Raw genomic sequence first — 17,340 nt, 5'->3', positions numbered from 1 at the left:
CCTTGTCCGCGTGGAAGGCAAAGGGTTGGAATGGACGCGCTGTATGACGATCCCGCGCAGGTGGCCTTTTACGACTGGGACAATCCCTGGCCGGAGGATTTCGACTGGTTCCTGACCTTGGTCGACGGGGCCGGCTCGGTGCTGGATCTGGGGTACGGGACCGGGGTTTTCTCGGTCGCGCTGGCGGCGCGGGGGGCAAGGGTGGTCGGGGTCGATCGGGCGGGCGCGATGCTGGCGATCGCGCGGGCGCGGGAGGGCGGCAACCGGGTGTCCTGGGTCGAGGGCGCGGCGCAGGGGTTGGATCTGGAGCGGCGGTTTCAGGCTGTGGTGATGACGGGGCATGCGTTTCAGACTTTGCTGACGCCGCAGGACCGGGCCGCGTGTCTGGCCACCATCGCACGCCAACTTGCGCCGGGCGGACGGTTCTTTTTCGACAGTCGCAACCCTGCGGCGCGGGAGTGGGAGCAGTGGACGCCCGCGGCCACGCGGGAGGTCCGGGCGCACCCGGACTTTGGCCTTGTCGAGCGGTGGAATGCAGCCGAGGCGACCGACGGTGCGGGGGTGATCGAATACCAGACGCAGTACCGGCTGCAGGACGGCCGGCACTGGCAGGCCCGGTCGCGGATCGCTTTTCCGGCCTTTGACGAGTTGGAAGGGGCGATTGCGGCGGCGGGGTTGCGGGTGGATCGGTGGTACGGCGATGCCTCGGGCGGGCCGTTGCGACAGGGATGCCCGGATTTCATTCCGTTTGGGGGGCTGGCATGACCGGGCGGATGCGGGTCGGCGGGGCGATCTTTCTGCTGTCGGGCGCGGCCCTGGTCTGGATCGGGGTCTATCTGTTCAGCGGTATCCGGCATTGGCGGATCACGCCGGACGGGGCCGGGCTGGCGGCGCTGTGGCTGCTGGTCACGGGCGCGATGGGCGGGCGGATGCTGGCCACGGGGCAACGGCCGCGCTGGCTGTTGTGGGCGTTTGTCGGACTGATGGCGGTCCTTGTCGGGGCGGGGATCGTCGTCACCCTGCAATCGGGCGGGCGGATGCTGCGGCTTCTGCGTCAGGCTGCATTTGTCGGTTTCCACCGCGGCGGGGCGCCGCTATACCCCGCGTGGTTTGACACGTGACTCGGGGGAATGAATGGCCAACGTCGTCGTGGTGGGTGCCCAGTGGGGCGATGAGGGCAAGGGCAAGCTGGTCGACTGGCTGTCCGAGCGCGCCGATGTGATCGCGCGGTTCCAGGGCGGGCACAATGCGGGCCACACGCTGGTCATCGGGGGGACGGTCTACAAGCTGTCGCTGCTTCCGTCCGGGATCGTGCGCGGCGGCAAGCTGTCGGTGATCGGCAACGGTGTGGTGGTCGACCCCTGGCATCTGGTGGCCGAGATCGAGAAGCTGCGCGGGCAGGGGGTGGAGATTTCGCCCGAGAACCTGATGCTGGCCGAAAACGCCAGCCTGATCCTGCCGATCCATGGCGAGTTGGACCGGGGGCGCGAGGCGCAGACCAGCGTTGCCAAGATCGGCACCACGGGGCGGGGCATCGGTCCGGCCTATGAGGACAAGGTTGGCCGTCGGGCGATCCGCGTCGCGGACCTGTTCGATGCGGCGACGCTGGACACCCGGATCGGACGGCTCTTGACGCATCACAACGCGCTGCGCGCTGGCCTGGGGCTGGACCCGGTGGATGCCGAGGCGCTGAAAGCCTCGCTTCTGGAGATTGCGCCGAAGATCAGGCCCTATGCCGGGCCGGTCTGGAAGGTGCTGAACGAGGCGCGGCGGGCGGGCAAGCGGATCCTGTTCGAGGGCGCGCAGGGCTCGCTTCTGGACATCGACTATGGGACATATCCCTATGTGACGAGTTCCAACACCATCGCGGGGCAGGCGGCGACCGGGACGGGGGTGGGGCCGACGGCCATCGACTTCGTGCTGGGCATCGTGAAGGCCTATACGACTCGGGTCGGCGAAGGCCCGTTTCCGGCGGAACTCCACGACGCCGATGGTGAACGTCTGGGCGAGCGGGGGCATGAGTTCGGCACGGTGACCGGGCGCAAGCGGCGCTGCGGCTGGTTCGACGCGGTGCTGGTGCGGCAGACCTGTGCCACCAGTGGGGTGTCGGGGATCGCGCTGACCAAGCTTGATGTGCTGGACGGGTTCAAGACGCTGAAGATCTGCGTCGGCTATGATCTGGACGGCAAGCGGATGGATTACCTGCCGATCGCGGCGGATGAACAGGCCCGCTGCACGCCGATCTACGAAGAGATGGAAGGCTGGTCCGAGACGACCGCCGGGGCGCGGTCCTGGGCGGAACTGCCGGGTGCCGCGATCAAGTATGTGCGGCGGATCGAGGAGTTGATCCAGTGCCCGGTCGCGCTACTGTCCACCTCGCCCGAGCGGGACGACACGATCCTGGTGACCGACCCCTTCGCGGATTGACGGGGCTCCTCGCGTCACTGCGTTCGCTCCTCGCAAGGCGAGTGGGCGCGGGGCAGGGTGGAAAGGGACTGGACGATGGCACTCAGCTACAAGGCGCGCAGGCGCTGGGCCCTGGTGATCCTGCTGATCGGGATGCCGCTTTATGTGGTGGTCGCGGTGAACCTGATCGACCTGATCGAGCGGCCCTCGATCCCGGTGGAACTGGCGATCTATGTCGGGCTGGGGTTCCTGTGGGCGCTGCCGTTCCGGTTCATCTTTCGCGGCATCGGCCAGGCTGACCCTGCGGCAAACACGGACGGTGGGGGGCCGGCAGACTGATCGGCCCGACCCTTATGGCGACGCGGGCTGCCGGTCGCGTGGGCGTGGTCCACGCAAAGTCCTGACTCTGGACCTGGCGGCGCTACCCACCTTGGCCGTGGGCAAAGCGGTTCCGGGCAAGCGTCGGCTTTTCTTTGTGGGCCTGCGGCCTGGCGTCGTGGCCCCAGGTTGCGCAGGCGAGAGCGTCCGCCAATCACGCCGTCTTGCTGACGGCCCGCACAACAGGGCGGGCCGCCCAGACGCGGATCAGGCCATCCGGCGGGCTTCGGCCAGGTAGGGCGACTGGTCGGCCAGTATATAGTGGCCACGGCTGACCTTTTCGATCCGGCCGGTGCGCAGCAGCGTGCCAAAGCTGCGCAGGCCCTCTTCGCGGCTGACGGTCTTGCCGCCCGCGCTGGCCAGAAGGCGGCGCATCAGTTGCGGCCGGGTGAACTGGGCGCGGTTCTCGATGCAGGTGGCATAGGCGGCGGCGGCTTCCAGCATGTCGACCATCGACTTCACGCCCATCTGCTCGGCAAAGCGGGCCAGGCCAACCTCGTCCTCGGCGCTGAGTTCGTCGACCAGGTCTTCATCTTCGTCCTGATCGGAGGGCGCGGAACGCTGTTCCAGCACCAGTTTCTGCACGGGCATCGCCGGTTTGGCGGCGGCACCGATCCCGATGGCGCCGGTCAGCCGGCCGGTGCGCAGGGCGACCATCGGCTTCGGCTCTGGCGCGGGGGCCGGGGCCGGGGCGGGCGGGGCCACGCGGTCGATGCGCTGTTCGGAAACAAGGACCAGCGGCGGCGGGCTGATCATGCCGGGGCGGATCGTGCCGGGGCGCGGTTCCTGCGGGCGGACCGAGATGGTCTTGCGGCGCGGCTTGACCTGCGGCTCTGGCGCGGGGGCCGGGGCCGGTTCGGGCTGCACGGATTGGGCGAGGTCGTCGCGATAGCGGTCCTCTTTCGTGCCGGGCTTCTTCTCGGTTCCGGCGGCGCGGTCGGCCTCGGTCGCGGCGACGGCGGCCTTCAGATGCGCGATGGAGTCCAGGCGGCGGCGGTTTTCCGAATCCGACATGACATCGTCGGCCTGCCGCAAAAGCCGGGCAAAATCGTCGTCGTTGCCGTCCAGGATGCGGGTGGCGCTTGCATCGCGCGTGGCGGGGGCGTCCTCCTCGGGGTGGATGCGGACCACGCGCGAGTTGACGCGCTTGGTCTTGCTCTTCGCAGCCGGTGCGGGCGCTTCGGCTTCCACCGGGGCCTCGGCCTCGGCGGTCTCGGCTTCCGGGGCAGCTTCCGGGGCGGCTTCCGGCAGCGGATCGGCGACGGCGACATCGGCAAGCGACAGCGGTTCATCCGCCGCAGCCTCGGGCAGCGGGTCTTGCAGCAGCGCTTCGTCCAGGGTCAGGGCGGGCTCGGCCGCTTCGGGCAAGAGGTCGGCGGCTTCGGCCGGGAGGTGGGAGGCTTCGGACGACAGGTCTGCCGTGTCCAGTTCTGCGGTTTCCGGCGCCACGTCCACGTTGGACAGCCAGGTTTCGACCAGGGCCTCCACCGGCTCTTGCGGCACATCCTCGGCCATCGGGGCGGCATCGGCATCGGCTGCGGCGTCAGTTGCGATGGGCGCGGCGGGCTCTTCCTCGTCCATGTCCCAGATATTGACCGGCTCGGGGTCGGAGACCAGCGCGCCAAGACGGCTCAGCACCTCGGTCTCAGCCGGGAGGCTTTCGTCATCGGAGGTTGCGGTTTCGGGCAGGTCAGCTTCGGGCAGGTCAGCTTCGGGCAGGTCAGCTTCGGGCGGGGCGGTTTCCGACACGGCCGCGTCCGACTGCAAGGTCTCGGCGTCGTCGGTTTCGGACCGGGCTGCATCCGCCACGACATCCACGGCTTCGTCACTCGATGCGGCAATATCTTCGGAAACCGGCGGTTCGATCGCCAGATCGGCCACAAGCCGCGCCGGGGGTTCGGCGGCATCGGCAGAGGGTTCGGCGGGCGCTGTCGCCTCGGCCGCGCCGGGGACATAGCCGGGGGCCAGGGTCGAGGGGTTCACCGCCTGGCGGATGCGTGCCAGCTTGGCGGCGACGCCGGTCGGGATCAGGTCCTGCAGGGTGGGTTCGGCCGCAGCCTCGCCCAGTGCGGTCGCGGCCTTTGCGGCAAGGTCGGCGGCTTCGCGGGTGGGGCGGGGCTGGGTGCTGACCCGGCGGATCGCGGCGGGGGCGGCCTCCTGGTCCTGGGGACGCAGGACGACAGAGTTGTCGCGCATCCGGCTGTCGACCAGGCGGCTTACCTCACGCTCGGCAATCCGGTGCAGCATGGCGGCGTCGGGTTGCGGCGGTTCGGCGCCGAAATACCGATCCTCGGCGGCAAGGTCGCGGAAGTATTCGGCGATGGCTTTCATGGTGTTGAACGGGTCGTCGAACCCTTCCAGCGTGCAGCTGAAAGTGCCATAGGACACCGTCAGGATCTTGCTTTCACTGGCCATGACTGGACCACCTTTCGTATTCCACTAGAGCCGAAGTCTACTCAACACACGCCCTAATCCATGGACAGACATGGGTAATTTGATGGATTGATTGTGGCCGGGGCCCGAGAATCCTGCCTTAATTGGAGACAGTTTTGCATGAATGCGCCGATTGTCCAGACGGAGGCGGGGGTTACGCTGGCCGGAGGCGGGCCGTTCGGGCGGCGGGATCTGGCGTTTTGCCTGGTGCGGGCCCCGGTGGCGGTGGCGGCGGACGGGGGGGCGGACGGGCTTTTGCGGCTGGGAGTGATGCCCGAGGCAGTGATCGGGGATTTCGATTCGCTGTCGTCGGCGGGGCGGGCGGCGATCCCGGCGGGGCGGCAGCACCGGGTCGCGGAACAGGCGACCACCGATTTCGACAAGGCGCTGCGCTCGGTCGAGGCGCCCTTCGTGCTGGCGCTGGGCTTTGCCGGCGCTCGGCTGGATCACGGGCTGGCGGCGATGAACACGCTGGTCACCCGGGCGGAGCGGCGCTGCATCCTGGTCGGGCCGAAGGATGTGGCCTTCGCCGCGCCGCCGCGGCTGGAGCTTGACCTGGCTCCTGGCGAGCCGCTGTCGCTGTTCCCGATGGCGCGTGTTTCGGGCATCAGCCGGGGACTGGAATGGCCGATCGACGGGCTGGACTTCGCGCCGGACGGGATGATCGGCACCTCGAACCGGGTGACGGGGCGGCGGGTGGTGCTGGAGTTCGCGGCACCCGGCATGCTGGTGATCCTGCCGCGCCGGCGGCTGGATGCGGCGATCAGGGCGCTTGGGTAAGCCCCTCGGTCGCGGGGTGGGCCTTCTGGCGGGCCACGCCCCGCTCGCGGTGGATGATGTATAGGCCCGAGGCGACGATGATCGCGATGCCGGTCCAGGTCAGCGCATTGGGCCAGTCGCCGAAGATCAGGTAACCCAGAATTACCGCGATCACGATTTCGGAATAGTGCAGCGGCGCGAGGGTGGCCGAGGGGGCGTATTTCAGCGCGTAGGTCATGCACATGTGGCTGACGGCGGCCCAGAAGCCGACGCCGAAAAGCCAGAGCCAGTTCAGCCCCTGCGGCCAGACCGGGTCCAGCGCGGTGATGCCGCTGCCGTTGAAGCCGACCATGATCGGCAGGCAGAGAAGAAGGCCGGTCCAGGAGGTGTGGAACTGCATCGCGACCGGGTGCATGTAGGCCGAGATCGCGCGGGTCACCAGCATGTAGAAGGCGAAGAAGAAGGCGGTCCCCAGCGGCCAGAGCGCCACCAGCCCAAAGACCTGGATCGACGGCTGGATCACGAGAAGCGCGCCGCCGAAGCCCACCGCGCAGGCCGCGATCCGGCGCGGGCCGACCTGGTCGCCGAAGATCAGGCTGCCAAGGATCAGCAGGATGAACGGCTCGACAAAGGCGATGGCCAGCGCATCGGCCACCGGCATCACCGCGATGCCCGAAACGAAGGAATAGGTGGACAGGATCAGGAACACCGCACGCAGCGTGATGAAGCCAAGCGCGCGCGGCGACAGGCGCAGGGTCACCCCCATCGCCAGCACCACGGGCAGCATCAGAAGGCCCTGGACCAGGAAGCGGGCCGTGGTGATCTGGCCCACCGGCATGCCGTTTTCGGCTGCAAGCTTCGACGCCACGTCAAGAAGCGGCGCCAGCATGCAGAAAAGAAGCATCAGCACGATGCCGCGAAGAGTGGTGTCCCGGGCCATGTCCCTGCCTAGCTTGGCCGGCGCGGGCCTGCCAGCCTGAAAGCGACATCGCGGGGGTGGGGGCGGTTTTCAGAAGGAGCGCGTTCCGCGCAAGTCCTTTGTCTCGTCGCCGGGGCTTGCGCCCTCCTCCTCGGGGATGGGGGCCTTGCCCCCAAACCCCCAGGATATTTGTCGAAGGGAAAGCTCAGCAGTTCGGGACGTTGACGGCAAGACCGCCGAGGCTGGTTTCCTTGTATTTCTCATGCATGTCGCGGCCGGTCTGGCGCATCGTCTCGATGCAGACGTCAAGACTGACAAGGTGCTGGCCGTCGCCGCGCAGGGAAAGGCTGGCGGCGGAGACGGCCTTGATCGCGCCCAGGCCGTTCCGCTCGATGCACGGGACCTGGACCAGGCCCTTGACCGGGTCGCAGGTCATGCCGAGGTGGTGTTCCAGCGCGATTTCGGCGGCGTTTTCCACCTGTTCCGGCGTGCCGCCCAGGACGGCACACAGCCCGGCGGCGGCCATGGCGGCGGCCGATCCGACCTCGGCCTGGCAGCCACATTCGGCGCCCGAGATGCTGGCGTTGTGCTTGCAAAGCCCGCCGATGGCGGCGGCGGTCAGCAGGAAATCACCGACCTTCGCGGTCGAGGCGCCGGGAACATGGTCAAGGTAGTAGCGGATCACGGCCGGGACCACGCCCGCGGCCCCGTTGGTGGGTGCGGTCACGACCTGGCCGCCGGCGGCATTCTCTTCGTTCACCGCCATGGCGTAAAGGCTCATCCAGTCGTTGATCGTGTGCGGCGGCGTCAGGTTCAACCCGCGTTCGGCCAGAAGCGCGTCGTGGATGCCCTTGGCACGGCGGCGCACCTTGAGGCCGCCGGGCAGGATGCCTTCGCCCAACATGCCGCGCGAGATGCAGTCGTTCATCACCTGCCAGATCCGGTTGATCCCGGCGTCAAGATCGGCGGCAGAGCGGAATTTCAGCTCGTTCGCGCGTTTCATCTGGGCGATGGTCAGGCCGGATTTCTGCGCCATCTCCAGCATTTCCGCCGCCGTCTCGAACGGATAGGGCACATCGCCGCGGGCTTTTGATTTCGCGCCGCCGGTCTCGGCCAGTTCGGCCTCGGTCAGGACGAAGCCGCCGCCGATGGAATAGTAGGTCTCGGTCAGAATCACGTCGCCCTGGGCGTCGGTGGCTTTCAGGATCATGCCGTTGGCATGGCCGGGCAAAGCGGGGCCATAGTCGAAAAGCAGGTCCTTGCCCGGATCGAAGGACAGGGTGCCAAGGCCCGGGGCTTCGATCACATGGGTTTCCTTGATCTTTGCCAGCACCGCCTCGGCCTTTTCGGCGTCATAGGTGGCGGGTTCAAAGCCCGCGAGGCCCAGGATCGTCGCCCGGTCAGTGGCATGGCCGACCCCGGTGAAGGCCAGCGAGCCGTGCAGCGAGGCGCGCAGGCCCCGGAAGTGGAAGGGCGAGGCGCGCATCGCGTCCAGGAAGCGCGCGGCTGCAACCATCGGCCCCATGGTGTGCGAGGAGGACGGGCCGATGCCCACCTTGAACATGTCGAAAACGGAAAGGAACATCAGGGACCTGGATTGGTGAAAGGGGTGGGACCAAGCGCGTCTGACGTGGCGACGCGAAGGGCGGCGGGGCGGGCTTCAAGCGCGGCCAGGACGGAGCGCAGATGCGGGAAGTCGTCGAGGCGGATGCCATAGGGCGCGGGCGGCAAGAAGATCAGCCAGCGCACAAGGACGCCGATGTAATAGCCCAGGACGCCGGGGTGTTCGGGTGACAGCCAGCGCGGGCCTTGCGTGGCGATCAGCGTCTCGATCAGGCCCAGACGGGCGGTGATCTGGTCTTGCGCGGCGGCCTGGGCGGCGGCGGAGTTCGCCTCGCCCGCCGGGCGGTGCGGGTAGAACATCGCCAGCGCCGCCTGGTGCAGCGCGTTCGAGGTGAAGAAAAGCCAGGACAGGAAGGCGCCGCGGTCGGGGTCCCTTGGTCCGGGGCCAAGCCGGCCGGTCTGGTCCACCAGCCACAGAAGGATCGCCGCGGTCTCGAAGATCGGGCCGTCGTCGGTCTCCAGCGCGGGGATCAGGCCCACGGGGTTCACGCGGCGATAGTCCGGGCTGTTCAGCGCGCCGCCGTCGATGTCGGCCAGCGCCAGGGTGTGCGGCAGTTCCAGCTCCTCCAGCGCGAAGCGGATGATGGTCGAGGCGAAGTCGGGGGCGTGGTGCAGGGTCAGGGTCACAGGACCGATCCTTCCGGTGGATTGGGCTGTTCGGGCCGGGTGAAGGGATGGGGGCCCAGCCCCTCGGCCCGGGCGATGACGGGGGTCTCGACCCGGGCCTCTTGCGCGCGGGCCAAGGCGTGAAGCGTGGGAAAACGGGCCAGGTCGAACCAGCGGGGCCCGCCCTCAGGGTAAAGCGCGGACCAGCGGGTCAGCGCCAGGGTATAGGTGCCCAGGGGCGTGGCGGCGGCGAAAAGCCGGGGGTGCTGCAGGGCGGCGGTTTCCAGCAGCGCGAAGTGGCGCAGCATCCGGGCCGACATGATCTCGCCATGGCCGCGATGGGCGTCTGCGGGGGCGTATTGGTGCGGATAAAAGATCGTGCGCAGGTCGGCGTGGGCGGTATTCGACAGGAAGAACAGCCACTTGAGGAAGACCGGTCGGTCGGGATGGGCCGGGGCGGGGGCCAGCTGGTGCGTGTCGGCCAGCCACAGCAGAATCGCCCCGGTTTCCGAGATGGGGCCGGCAGGCGTCTCCAGCACCGGGATCAGCCCGGTCGGGTTCAGCGCGCGGTAGGCGGCGCTGTCCTGCTGGCGCTGGCTGCGGTCGACCAGCACCGTGCGATAGGGAATGCCGGCCCCGTCCAGCACCAGCCGGACGATCAGCGAGGCATTGTCCGGGGCATAGTGCAGGACGTACATCGGCTTTCCTTCAAGTCCGCGCGAGACTGACGAGTCGGTGTGAGACTGGTCCAAGTCTTGCCCCGGAACCGGCCGAAAAGCGACTCTCCTGCGGCGGTTCGCGCTTTGGCCCAAGGTGTTTGTGGTGTGGTTAACCCTTCGTCAACCCTGTTGCGCCAGCATCGCCGGCATCGGAACGGAGGATGGACATGGTAAGGATCATGGCGGCCCTGGCGCTGATGGTGCTGTTTGCGGCGAACGGGGCGATGGCTCAGGACGCAAAGGACCCGCTGGCCGAGGCAATGGAGCGAAACCCCGCGCGGTTCGAGGCGCGGATGGTCGACCTGGTGGCGGGCTTTGGCGGGCCCTCGGGCCTGACGCTGCAGGGGATCGAGGAACATGTCGCGCTGGAGCGGGCGGGGGCACGGGCGGCGGCGATGCGGCGGCTTCTGGCGCTGGACCTGGATGCCGACGGCAGCGTCACGCAAGACGAGCTTGCGGTGGCCCAGCGCGCGGCCAGCGCCACCACGCGGGGCCGGATGGAACGGCAGTTCTCTGGGGCCGACGCGGATGGCGACCGGCGGCTTTCGCCCGGCGAAATCACCGCCTCGGGCCAGGCGGCGGGACTTGCCGCATTGGATGACGGCGAGGCGGCGCTTCTTCGTGCGGCGCTGCGGCTGGACGGCAATGGCGACGGCGCGCTAACTGCTGACGAAGTGCGCAAGGCGGTGGCGCGGCTTGACCAGGAGGCGTGAGCGCGGCGAGAACCCTCTCGCCCTTGGCGGGCCTTTGCGCTATGCCAAGCGGCAAAAGAAGGGGAGTGCTGCCATGACCGCCGAGCTGTCGCCGATCGACAAGGCCAAATACGCCGCCGCGCGCCGGTCGGTGGATTTCGTCGAGGACGGGATGAAGCTGGGGCTTGGCACCGGATCGACCGCCGCCTGGATGGTGCGCTGCCTGGCCGAACGGGTGAAGGCCGAAGGCCTGACGGTCACCTGCGTCGCAACCTCCAGCCGCACCGCCGATCTGGCGCGCGAGTTGGGGCTGACGGTCGTCGGGCTGGACGATGTGCGCTGGCTGGACCTGACCATCGACGGCGCGGATGAGTTCGACCCGAACCTGAACCTGATCAAGGGTGGCGGTGCGGCGCTGTTGCAGGAAAAGATCGTGGCCACGGCCAGCGACCGGATGATCGTGATCGCCGATGCGGCGAAAGAGGTTGCTCAACTTGGCGCCTTCCCGCTGCCGGTCGAGGTGATCCCCTTCGGCTGGCAGACCACCAAGGCGCTGATCGAAGAGACGCTCTACAGCCTGGACGTGCTGAACCGCGAGATCGCGCTACGCCTGGACAACGGCAAGCCCCTGCGCACGGACGAGGGGCATTACATCCTGGACCTGCACCTCAAGCGGATCGGCAATCCGCGCCAGCTGGCACTGGTCCTGAACCAGATCCCCGGCGTGGTCGAGAATGGCCTGTTCATCGACATCTGCGACATCGTGGTCATCGGCGCGGGCGACGGGCGGGTGACGGTGCGCGACATCAACTCGGGCAAGGTCGAGGACGGCCAGGTCGATGTGGGCGACACCGGCAACATCTTTGCCGACCTTGGCGACTGATCCGGCCGCTGCCCCTTTCCCCGGCGGGGGTGAGGGCTTAGGTCAGGCAGAAAGCAGGCGGCAGGCGGGACGGGCATGAGCTTCGACTACGATCTTTTCGTCATCGGCGGCGGTTCGGGCGGGGTGCGCGCGGCGCGCATCGCCAGTGGCGAATACGGCGCCAAGGTGGGCCTGGCCGAGGAAAGCCGCATGGGCGGCACCTGCGTGATCCGGGGTTGCGTGCCGAAAAAGCTGATGGTTTTCGCCAGCGCCTTCCCCGACGCGATCGAAGAGGCGCAGGCCTATGGCTGGGACGTGCAGGCCGGCGCCTTCGACTGGACGCGGTTCCGCACCCGGCTGGAGGCCGAGCTGGACCGGCTGGAGGGCGCCTATCGCAACACGCTGACCAATGCCGGCGTCACGATCCATGACGAGCGGGCGGTGATCGTGGATGCGCACCGCGTCCGCCTGGCCTCGGGGCAAGAAGTGACGGCCAAGCATATCCTGGTCGCCACCGGCGGCTGGCCCTTCGTGCCCGACATTCCCGGCAAGGAGCTGGCCATCACCTCGAACGAGATGTTCCACCTGCCCGCGCTGCCAAAGCGCGCGCTGGTGGTGGGCGGTGGCTATATCGCCAGCGAGTTTGCCTGCATCCTGCACGGGCTGGGGGTCAAGGTCAGCCAGTTCTACCGTGGCGCGCAGATCCTGCGTGGCTTCGACGAAGAGGCGCGCGGCCATGTCGCCAACGCCATGCGGGCGCGCGGCATCGACATCCACTGCGGCACCGATGTGATGCGGCTGGAAAAGACCGCTTCCGGCATCCGCGCTGTGGCCACCGATGGCACCGAGCGCGAGTTCGACCTGGTGCTTTACGCGACTGGCCGGCGGCCGAACACCACCGGCCTGGGGCTGGAGGGACTGGGGCTGACGCTGGGTCGGCACGGCGAAATTCCGGTGGACCGCTTCAGCCAGACGGCCGTGCCCTCGGTCTATGCGGTGGGCGACGTGACCGGCCGGATCAACCTGACCCCGGTCGCGATCCGCGAGGGCCACGCCTTTGCCGACACCGTCTTTGGCGCCAAGCCCACGGCTTTTGACCACGGGCTTGTCGCCTCGGCCGTCTTTACCCAGCCGGAACTTGGGTCGGTCGGGCTAAGCGAGGAAGCCGCGCGCGAGCAGGAACCGATCGAGGTTTATGCCACCGCCTTCCGCCCGATGAAGACGTTGTTCGCGGGCAAGCAGGACCGGGTGCTGATGAAGCTGATCGTCTCTCAGGCGACGCGGAAGGTGCTGGGTTGCCACATCGTCGCGGCCGAAGCGGGCGAGCTGATCCAGCTGGCCGCCGTCGCCATCGGCATGGGGGCGACGAAAGAGGACTTCGACCGGACCGTCGCGGTACACCCGACGATGGCGGAAGAGCTGGTTACAATGAGAAAACCGACAAGAACGGCCTGACTGCGGCATCCCGGCCGCTTGATTTCCGGCCAGGGATGCACAGCTAAGGCGGAATGCGAGAAGAGAGGTTCTGATCCATGGCAGGTAGTGGCGGTCCCTGGGGCGGCGGTGGCGGCCCCGGCAACGATGACCGGGGCGGCAAGGGAAACAATGACGACGACGACCGTCGCGGCGGACGCCCTGGTCCGAACGGGCCGCAGATCCCCGAGATCGACCAGCTGGTGAAGCGGGGGCAAGAGCAGCTGCGCGTCCTGATGGGCGGGCGTCCCGGCCAGCGTGGCACGGGCGGCGGTGGCCCCGGCGGCGGCGGTCCGGTGATCACCAAGCAGGGCATCGCGCTGGGCGCGCTGGCGGCGGTGGGGCTTTGGGCCTTCATGTCGTTTTACACCGTGCGGCCGGAAGAACGCTCGGTCGAGCTGTTCCTGGGCGAAAGCTCGGGCGTCGGCAATCCGGGCCTGAACTTCGCGCCCTGGCCGATCGTGACCTACGAGAAGGTCCAGGTGACCGGCGAACGCACGACCGACATCGGCACGGGCGAGACCTCGGGCGATACCGGGCTGATGCTGACGCGCGACCAGAACATCGTGGACATCGGCTTTCAGGTGGTCTGGAACATCGCCGACCCGGAGTCCTATCTGTTCAACCTGGCGGACCCAGACGACACGATCCGCGCGGTCAGCGAAAGCGCGATGCGCGACATCGTCGCCCGGTCGGAACTGTCGCCGATCCTGAACCGCGACCGGGGCGTCATCGCCGCGGACGTGCAGGCGCAGGTGCAGGCCACGCTGGACAGCTACAACGCCGGCATCAGCGTGATCCGCGTCAACCTGCAACGCGCCCAGCCCCCGCGTGAGGTGCTGGACGCCTTCCGCGAAGTGCAGGCGGCCCAGCAGCAGCGTGACACGCTGGAAAGCGAAGCCGACGCCTATGCCAACCGCGTGACCGCAGGGGCCCGCGGTGCGGCGGCCCAGCTTCTGGAAGAGGCCGAGGCCTATCGCGCCCAGGCCGTGAACAGCGCCCAGGGTGAAGCCGCGCGCTTTGTCTCGATCTACAACGAATATGTGAACTCGCCCGAGGTCACCCGGCGGCGCCTTTACCTGGAAACCATGGAGCGGGTCTTGGGTGGGATGAACAAGGTGATCCTTGATGGCGTCTCGGGCGGCGAAGCGGGGCAGGGCGTGGTGCCCTTCCTGCCGCTGAACGAATTGGGCCGGACGACCCCGGCGCAAGGCGCGGCGGGCGGCACTACGGCCGGGGGGACCAACTGATGCGTGCAATGTATATCGTTCCCGTCCTGGTGGTGCTGGGCGCGCTGGCGCTGTCCTCGGTGTTCATCGTCGACGAACGCAAGAAGGCGCTGGTGCTGCAGTTCGGCCAGGTGACCCAGGTCAAGTCGGACCCGGGCCTTGGGTTCAAGATCCCCTTCGTGCAGGACGTGGTCTATTACGAGGACCGCATCCTTGGCCTGCAGACGACGCCGCTGGAAGTCACCATGCTGGACGACCGCCGCCTGGTGGTCGATGCCTTCTCGCGCTGGCGGATCGTCGATCTGGTCCAGTTCCGCGAGGCGGTGGGCGTGGGTGGCGAAACCCAGGGCCTGCGCCGTCTGGAAGGCATCGTGAACCCCGCGATCCAGGAAGTGCTGGGCTCGGTCCCGTCGAACCGCGTGCTGTCCGAGGACCGGACCGCGCTGATGAACCAGATCCGCGACATCGCGCGCCGCCAGGCCGCGAACCTGGGGATCGAGGTCATCGACGTGCGCCTGACCCGCACCGACCTGCCCGAGCAAAACCTGGAAGCCACCTTTGCCCGGATGCGTGCCGAGCGCGAGCGTGAGGCGGCCGACGAGATCGCCCGCGGTGGCGAAGCGGCGCAGCGCGTGCGGGCCTCGGCCGACCGGACCGTGGTCGAACTGACCTCGGACGCCCGGCGCCAGGCCGAGGTGGTCCGCGGTGAAGCCGATGCCGAGCGGAACCGCATCCTGGCCGAATCCTATGGCCGCGACCCGGAGTTCTTCGCCTTCATCCGTTCGCTGACGGCCTACGAGGTCTCGCTGCAAGGCGCGAACTCGTCGATCGTGATGCAGCCCGATAGCGAATTCTTCGACTATCTTCGCAGCGATCAGGCCCCGGCGGATCCTGCCGAGACGCCCGAGGCGGCCCCCGCTCCGGCGCCTGCACCCGCGCCATGAGCCTGGTGCTGCTGGCACTGGGGCTGGTGCTTGCAATCGAGGGGCTGGTGCTTGCACTGGCCCCTCGTCGTATCGAGGATGCCTTGCGCCTGCTGGCCAGCCTGGGCATCGACCAACGCCGGATGATCGGCCTTGGATCGCTGGCCTTCGGGGTCCTGCTGGTCTGGTTGGCCAGCCCAGGGTGACAAATCCCTTCACATCGCCTTGATGCGACGTGACGGGGTTTGCATTGCGTCTTTGGTTCACTAACTGTTTCTCTGTCCGGGGCGCGACGTGCGCGACAGGCGCCGCCCTCCGCCCGCTGCTGAACAGGAGTTCCACCCGTGCCTGACCTGACTCATTCCATCCGCTCTGCCCTGCGCTCCAGCACGATGCTGGCCCTGGTGCTGGGGCTGGGCCTCAGCCTGTCTCCGGCTGACCGGGCCGAAGCCTTCGGCGCGCCGGAAAGTTTTGCCGAGCTGGCTGAACAGATCAGCCCCTCGGTCGTCAACATCACCACCTCGGCCCTGGTCGCGGGCCCGGCCGACGGGATGCCGATGATCCCCGAGGGGAGCCCGTTCGAGGACTTTTTCGAGGACTTCGGCGGCCCCGGCCCCGGCGGTCCGCAGCGGTCCGAGGCGCTGGGTTCTGGCTTCGTGATCTCGGAGGACGGCTATATCGTCACCAACAACCACGTCATCGAAGGCGCGGACGAGATCACCATCGAATTCTTCTCGGGTAAGAAGCTGCCGGCCAAGCTGGTCGGCACCGACCCCAAGACCGACATCGCGCTGTTGAAGGTCGAGGCGGGCGAACCCTTGCCTTTTGTCAGCTTCGGCAATTCCGACCTGATGCGCGTGGGCGATTGGGTCATGGCGATGGGCAACCCGCTGGGCCAGGGCTTCTCGGTCTCGGCCGGTATCGTTTCGGCCCGGGGCCGGCAGCTTTCGGGCAGCTATGACGATTTCATCCAGACCGACGCGGCGATCAACCGGGGCAACTCGGGCGGGCCCTTGTTCAACATGGATGGGCAGGTCGTGGGGGTGAACACCTCGATCCTGTCGCCGAACGGCGGGTCGATCGGCATCGGTTTCTCGATGTCGTCGAACGTGGTGACCAAGGTCGTGGACCAGCTGAAGGAATTCGGCGAAACCCGGCGCGGCTGGCTGGGTGTGCGCATCCAGGACGTGACGCCCGACGTGGCCGAGGCGATGGGCCTGGCCGAGGCGGCCGGTGCGCTGGTCACCGATGTGCCGGACGGCCCGGCCAAGGATGCCGGCATCACCTCGGGCGATGTAATCACCCGGTTCAACGGGGAAGAGGTGGCCGACGCCGGTGACCTGACCCGCCGCGTGGCCGACGCCCCGATCGGCGAGGCCGTGCCGGTGATCGTCCAGCGTCAGGGCCGGACCGAGACCCTGGCAGTGACGCTGGGCCGGCGCGAAGAGGCCGAGGCCGCGACGATGCCTGCCTCCTCTCCCGCCCCGGACGAGCCGAAAGAGATGGAATCGCTCGGCCTGACGCTGGCGCCTCTGGACGACGACATGCGCTCGCGCCTGGGGCTGGATGCGTCCAGCGAGGGGCTGATGATCATGGCGGTCGATCCGGCCTCCGATGCCTATACCAAGGGCCTGCGCGAGGGCGACCTGATCACCGAGGCCGGCCAGGCGCGGGTGACCCGGCTGCAGGATCTGGAGGACCGGATCAAGGAAGCCAGGGACGGCGGGCGCAAGTCGATCCTGCTTCTGATCCGGCGCGGCGGCGATCCGCGCTTTGTGGCGCTGTCGGTCGAATAGCTTGGGGCCTTGGGGTTCGAATGGCGGCGGGGTCTCCTCGCCGCCAAATTTCTTGAGGAAGAAATTTGTCAAAATCCTTGAGGAAGGATTTTGGGCGGCCCGTCAGGGCTGATCGCCCGCCCGGACACCATCGGGCCGGAAGCCGGGTTCCAGCAGCCGGTCAAGGAGGGGCGACAGATCCTCGATCAGTTCGGCCACCACATGCACCACCCCCGCCTCGCGCTGCAGCTTGCCGGTGACGCGCAGAAGGCGCCCCGCGATCACCGCGCGGCGGAAGCGTTCGTAGACCTTGGCCCAGACCACGATATTGGCGGTGCCCGTCTCATCCTCCAGCGTGACGAAGATCACCCCCTTGGCGGTGCCCGGCCGCTGCCGCACCAGGACCAGCCCCGCCACCGTGACCCGCGCGCCCGAAGGCGGCTCGCCCAGCCGGGCGGCGGGAAGGGCGCGGGGCGGGCGCGGCCAGGGGTCGCGCAGGGAAGCTCGGTCCAGCATGAGAACAAGTGTAGAACATTACCGGCC

18 protein-coding genes are annotated in these 17,340 nt (G+C 68.1%); 12 read left to right on the top strand and 6 right to left on the bottom strand.

Annotated features, from left to right (window positions below):
- Positions 1-30 precede the first annotated feature (30 nt).
- From CXR42_RS06710 to CXR42_RS06695, 4 genes are all read left to right on the top strand, one after another.
- Complete coding sequence (locus CXR42_RS06710) at positions 31-765, top strand: class I SAM-dependent methyltransferase (RefSeq protein ID WP_103256654.1); 735 nt, start codon at positions 31-33, stop codon at positions 763-765.
- A complete protein-coding gene (locus CXR42_RS06705) occupies positions 762-1,121 on the top strand; it encodes a hypothetical protein (RefSeq protein ID WP_103256653.1) in 360 nt (119 codons plus the stop codon). Before CXR42_RS06710 ends, CXR42_RS06705 begins: the two co-directional genes overlap by 4 nt.
- Before the next feature lie 13 nt (positions 1,122-1,134).
- A complete protein-coding gene (locus tag CXR42_RS06700; RefSeq protein ID WP_103256652.1) occupies positions 1,135-2,427 on the top strand; it encodes an adenylosuccinate synthase in 1,293 nt (430 codons plus the stop codon).
- 75 nt (positions 2,428-2,502) lie between these two features.
- Positions 2,503-2,745 (top strand): DUF2842 domain-containing protein, encoded by a 243-nt coding sequence (locus CXR42_RS06695; RefSeq protein WP_103256651.1) that lies wholly within the window; start codon positions 2,503-2,505, stop codon positions 2,743-2,745.
- Positions 2,746-2,991: 246 nt separating this feature from the next.
- Here the strand turns inward: CXR42_RS06695 and CXR42_RS06690 are convergent, their stop codons facing one another.
- Positions 2,992-5,199: a hypothetical protein gene (locus CXR42_RS06690; protein WP_103256650.1), complete on the bottom strand. Its 2,208-nt coding sequence runs from the start codon at positions 5,197-5,199 to the stop codon at positions 2,992-2,994.
- Positions 5,200-5,337: 138 nt separating this feature from the next.
- Between CXR42_RS06690 and CXR42_RS06685 the strand changes: the two genes are divergently transcribed.
- Positions 5,338-5,997 carry a thiamine diphosphokinase gene (locus CXR42_RS06685; protein ID WP_103256649.1) on the top strand — a complete coding sequence of 220 codons (660 nt, stop codon included), beginning with the start codon at positions 5,338-5,340 and terminating at the stop codon, positions 5,995-5,997.
- Here the strand turns inward: CXR42_RS06685 and CXR42_RS06680 are convergent.
- The 4 genes from CXR42_RS06680 to CXR42_RS06665 form a co-directional block, all read right to left on the bottom strand.
- Positions 5,981-6,916, bottom strand: a complete 936-nt coding sequence (locus CXR42_RS06680; RefSeq protein WP_245875354.1) for a DMT family transporter — start codon at positions 6,914-6,916, stop codon at positions 5,981-5,983. The genes CXR42_RS06685 and CXR42_RS06680 overlap by 17 nt on opposite strands.
- Before the next feature lie 184 nt (positions 6,917-7,100).
- Positions 7,101-8,480: an L-serine ammonia-lyase gene (locus tag CXR42_RS06675; protein ID WP_103256648.1), complete on the bottom strand. Its 1,380-nt coding sequence runs from the start codon at positions 8,478-8,480 to the stop codon at positions 7,101-7,103.
- A complete protein-coding gene (locus tag CXR42_RS06670; RefSeq protein ID WP_180995978.1) occupies positions 8,480-9,145 on the bottom strand; it encodes a glutathione S-transferase family protein in 666 nt (221 codons plus the stop codon). The genes CXR42_RS06675 and CXR42_RS06670 overlap by 1 nt, the downstream gene beginning before the upstream one ends.
- Positions 9,142-9,822, bottom strand: coding sequence for a glutathione S-transferase family protein (locus CXR42_RS06665; RefSeq protein WP_103256646.1), 681 nt, complete (start codon positions 9,820-9,822; stop codon positions 9,142-9,144). Before CXR42_RS06665 ends, CXR42_RS06670 begins: the two co-directional genes overlap by 4 nt.
- A 188-nt stretch (positions 9,823-10,010) precedes the next feature.
- Here CXR42_RS06665 and CXR42_RS06660 point away from each other — a divergent pair, with 188 nt between their 5' ends.
- From CXR42_RS06660 to CXR42_RS06630, 7 genes are all read left to right on the top strand, one after another.
- Positions 10,011-10,556, top strand: a complete 546-nt coding sequence (locus CXR42_RS06660; RefSeq protein ID WP_146038010.1) for an EF-hand domain-containing protein — start codon at positions 10,011-10,013, stop codon at positions 10,554-10,556.
- 73 nt (positions 10,557-10,629) lie between these two features.
- Complete coding sequence (gene rpiA / locus CXR42_RS06655; protein WP_103256644.1) at positions 10,630-11,418, top strand: ribose-5-phosphate isomerase RpiA; 789 nt, start codon at positions 10,630-10,632, stop codon at positions 11,416-11,418.
- A 75-nt stretch (positions 11,419-11,493) separates the two neighbouring features.
- Positions 11,494-12,852, top strand: coding sequence for a glutathione-disulfide reductase (gor, locus tag CXR42_RS06650; RefSeq protein WP_103256643.1), 1,359 nt, complete (start codon positions 11,494-11,496; stop codon positions 12,850-12,852).
- 77 nt (positions 12,853-12,929) lie between these two features.
- Complete coding sequence (gene hflK, locus CXR42_RS06645; protein ID WP_103256642.1) at positions 12,930-14,120, top strand: FtsH protease activity modulator HflK; 1,191 nt, start codon at positions 12,930-12,932, stop codon at positions 14,118-14,120.
- The gene (gene hflC, locus CXR42_RS06640) at positions 14,117-15,043 is read left to right on the top strand and encodes a protease modulator HflC (protein WP_103256641.1); all 927 of its coding nucleotides are present in this window, start codon (positions 14,117-14,119) and stop codon (positions 15,041-15,043) included. The genes hflK and hflC overlap by 4 nt, the downstream gene beginning before the upstream one ends.
- On the top strand, positions 15,040-15,228 hold the full coding sequence (locus CXR42_RS06635; RefSeq protein ID WP_103256640.1) for a DUF2065 family protein: 189 nt from the start codon (positions 15,040-15,042) through the stop codon (positions 15,226-15,228). The genes hflC and CXR42_RS06635 overlap by 4 nt, the downstream gene beginning before the upstream one ends.
- Positions 15,229-15,414: 186 nt before the next feature.
- A complete protein-coding gene (locus CXR42_RS06630; RefSeq protein ID WP_103256639.1) occupies positions 15,415-16,818 on the top strand; it encodes a DegQ family serine endoprotease in 1,404 nt (467 codons plus the stop codon).
- 102 nt (positions 16,819-16,920) lie between these two features.
- On the opposite strand, the gene CXR42_RS06625 is transcribed toward CXR42_RS06630, so the two are convergent.
- A complete protein-coding gene (locus CXR42_RS06625; RefSeq protein WP_103256638.1) occupies positions 16,921-17,313 on the bottom strand; it encodes an OB-fold nucleic acid binding domain-containing protein in 393 nt (130 codons plus the stop codon).
- Positions 17,314-17,340 lie beyond the last annotated feature (27 nt).

Source organism: Tabrizicola aquatica (assembly GCF_002900975.1).
GTDB lineage: Bacteria > Pseudomonadota > Alphaproteobacteria > Rhodobacterales > Rhodobacteraceae > Tabrizicola > Tabrizicola aquatica.
Note: the sequence above shows the minus strand (reverse complement) of the source record. Positions and strands in the feature narration are given on the sequence as shown.

What these genes read in the sequence shown, in the direction of transcription:
- CXR42_RS06700 (WP_103256652.1), top strand. Translation starts at nt 1,135, where the DNA reads ATGGCCAACGTCGTCGTGGTGGGTGCCCAGTGGGGCGATGAGGGCAAG.
- CXR42_RS06625 (WP_103256638.1), bottom strand. Translation starts at nt 17,313, where the DNA reads ATGCTGGACCGAGCTTCCCTGCGCGACCCCTGGCCGCGCCCGCCCCGC.
- CXR42_RS06630 (WP_103256639.1), top strand. Translation starts at nt 15,415, where the DNA reads ATGCTGGCCCTGGTGCTGGGGCTGGGCCTCAGCCTGTCTCCGGCTGAC.
- CXR42_RS06710 (WP_103256654.1), top strand. Translation starts at nt 31, where the DNA reads ATGGACGCGCTGTATGACGATCCCGCGCAGGTGGCCTTTTACGACTGG.
- hflK (WP_103256642.1), top strand. Translation starts at nt 12,930, where the DNA reads ATGGCAGGTAGTGGCGGTCCCTGGGGCGGCGGTGGCGGCCCCGGCAAC.
- gor (WP_103256643.1), top strand. Translation starts at nt 11,494, where the DNA reads ATGAGCTTCGACTACGATCTTTTCGTCATCGGCGGCGGTTCGGGCGGG.
- CXR42_RS06675 (WP_103256648.1), bottom strand. Translation starts at nt 8,480, where the DNA reads ATGTTCCTTTCCGTTTTCGACATGTTCAAGGTGGGCATCGGCCCGTCC.
- CXR42_RS06685 (WP_103256649.1), top strand. Translation starts at nt 5,338, where the DNA reads ATGAATGCGCCGATTGTCCAGACGGAGGCGGGGGTTACGCTGGCCGGA.
- CXR42_RS06695 (WP_103256651.1), top strand. Translation starts at nt 2,503, where the DNA reads ATGGCACTCAGCTACAAGGCGCGCAGGCGCTGGGCCCTGGTGATCCTG.
- CXR42_RS06680 (WP_245875354.1), bottom strand. Translation starts at nt 6,916, where the DNA reads ATGGCCCGGGACACCACTCTTCGCGGCATCGTGCTGATGCTTCTTTTC.
- CXR42_RS06635 (WP_103256640.1), top strand. Translation starts at nt 15,040, where the DNA reads ATGAGCCTGGTGCTGCTGGCACTGGGGCTGGTGCTTGCAATCGAGGGG.
- CXR42_RS06665 (WP_103256646.1), bottom strand. Translation starts at nt 9,822, where the DNA reads ATGTACGTCCTGCACTATGCCCCGGACAATGCCTCGCTGATCGTCCGG.
- CXR42_RS06660 (WP_146038010.1), top strand. Translation starts at nt 10,011, where the DNA reads ATGGTAAGGATCATGGCGGCCCTGGCGCTGATGGTGCTGTTTGCGGCG.
- CXR42_RS06705 (WP_103256653.1), top strand. Translation starts at nt 762, where the DNA reads ATGACCGGGCGGATGCGGGTCGGCGGGGCGATCTTTCTGCTGTCGGGC.
- CXR42_RS06690 (WP_103256650.1), bottom strand. Translation starts at nt 5,199, where the DNA reads ATGGCCAGTGAAAGCAAGATCCTGACGGTGTCCTATGGCACTTTCAGC.
- rpiA (WP_103256644.1), top strand. Translation starts at nt 10,630, where the DNA reads ATGACCGCCGAGCTGTCGCCGATCGACAAGGCCAAATACGCCGCCGCG.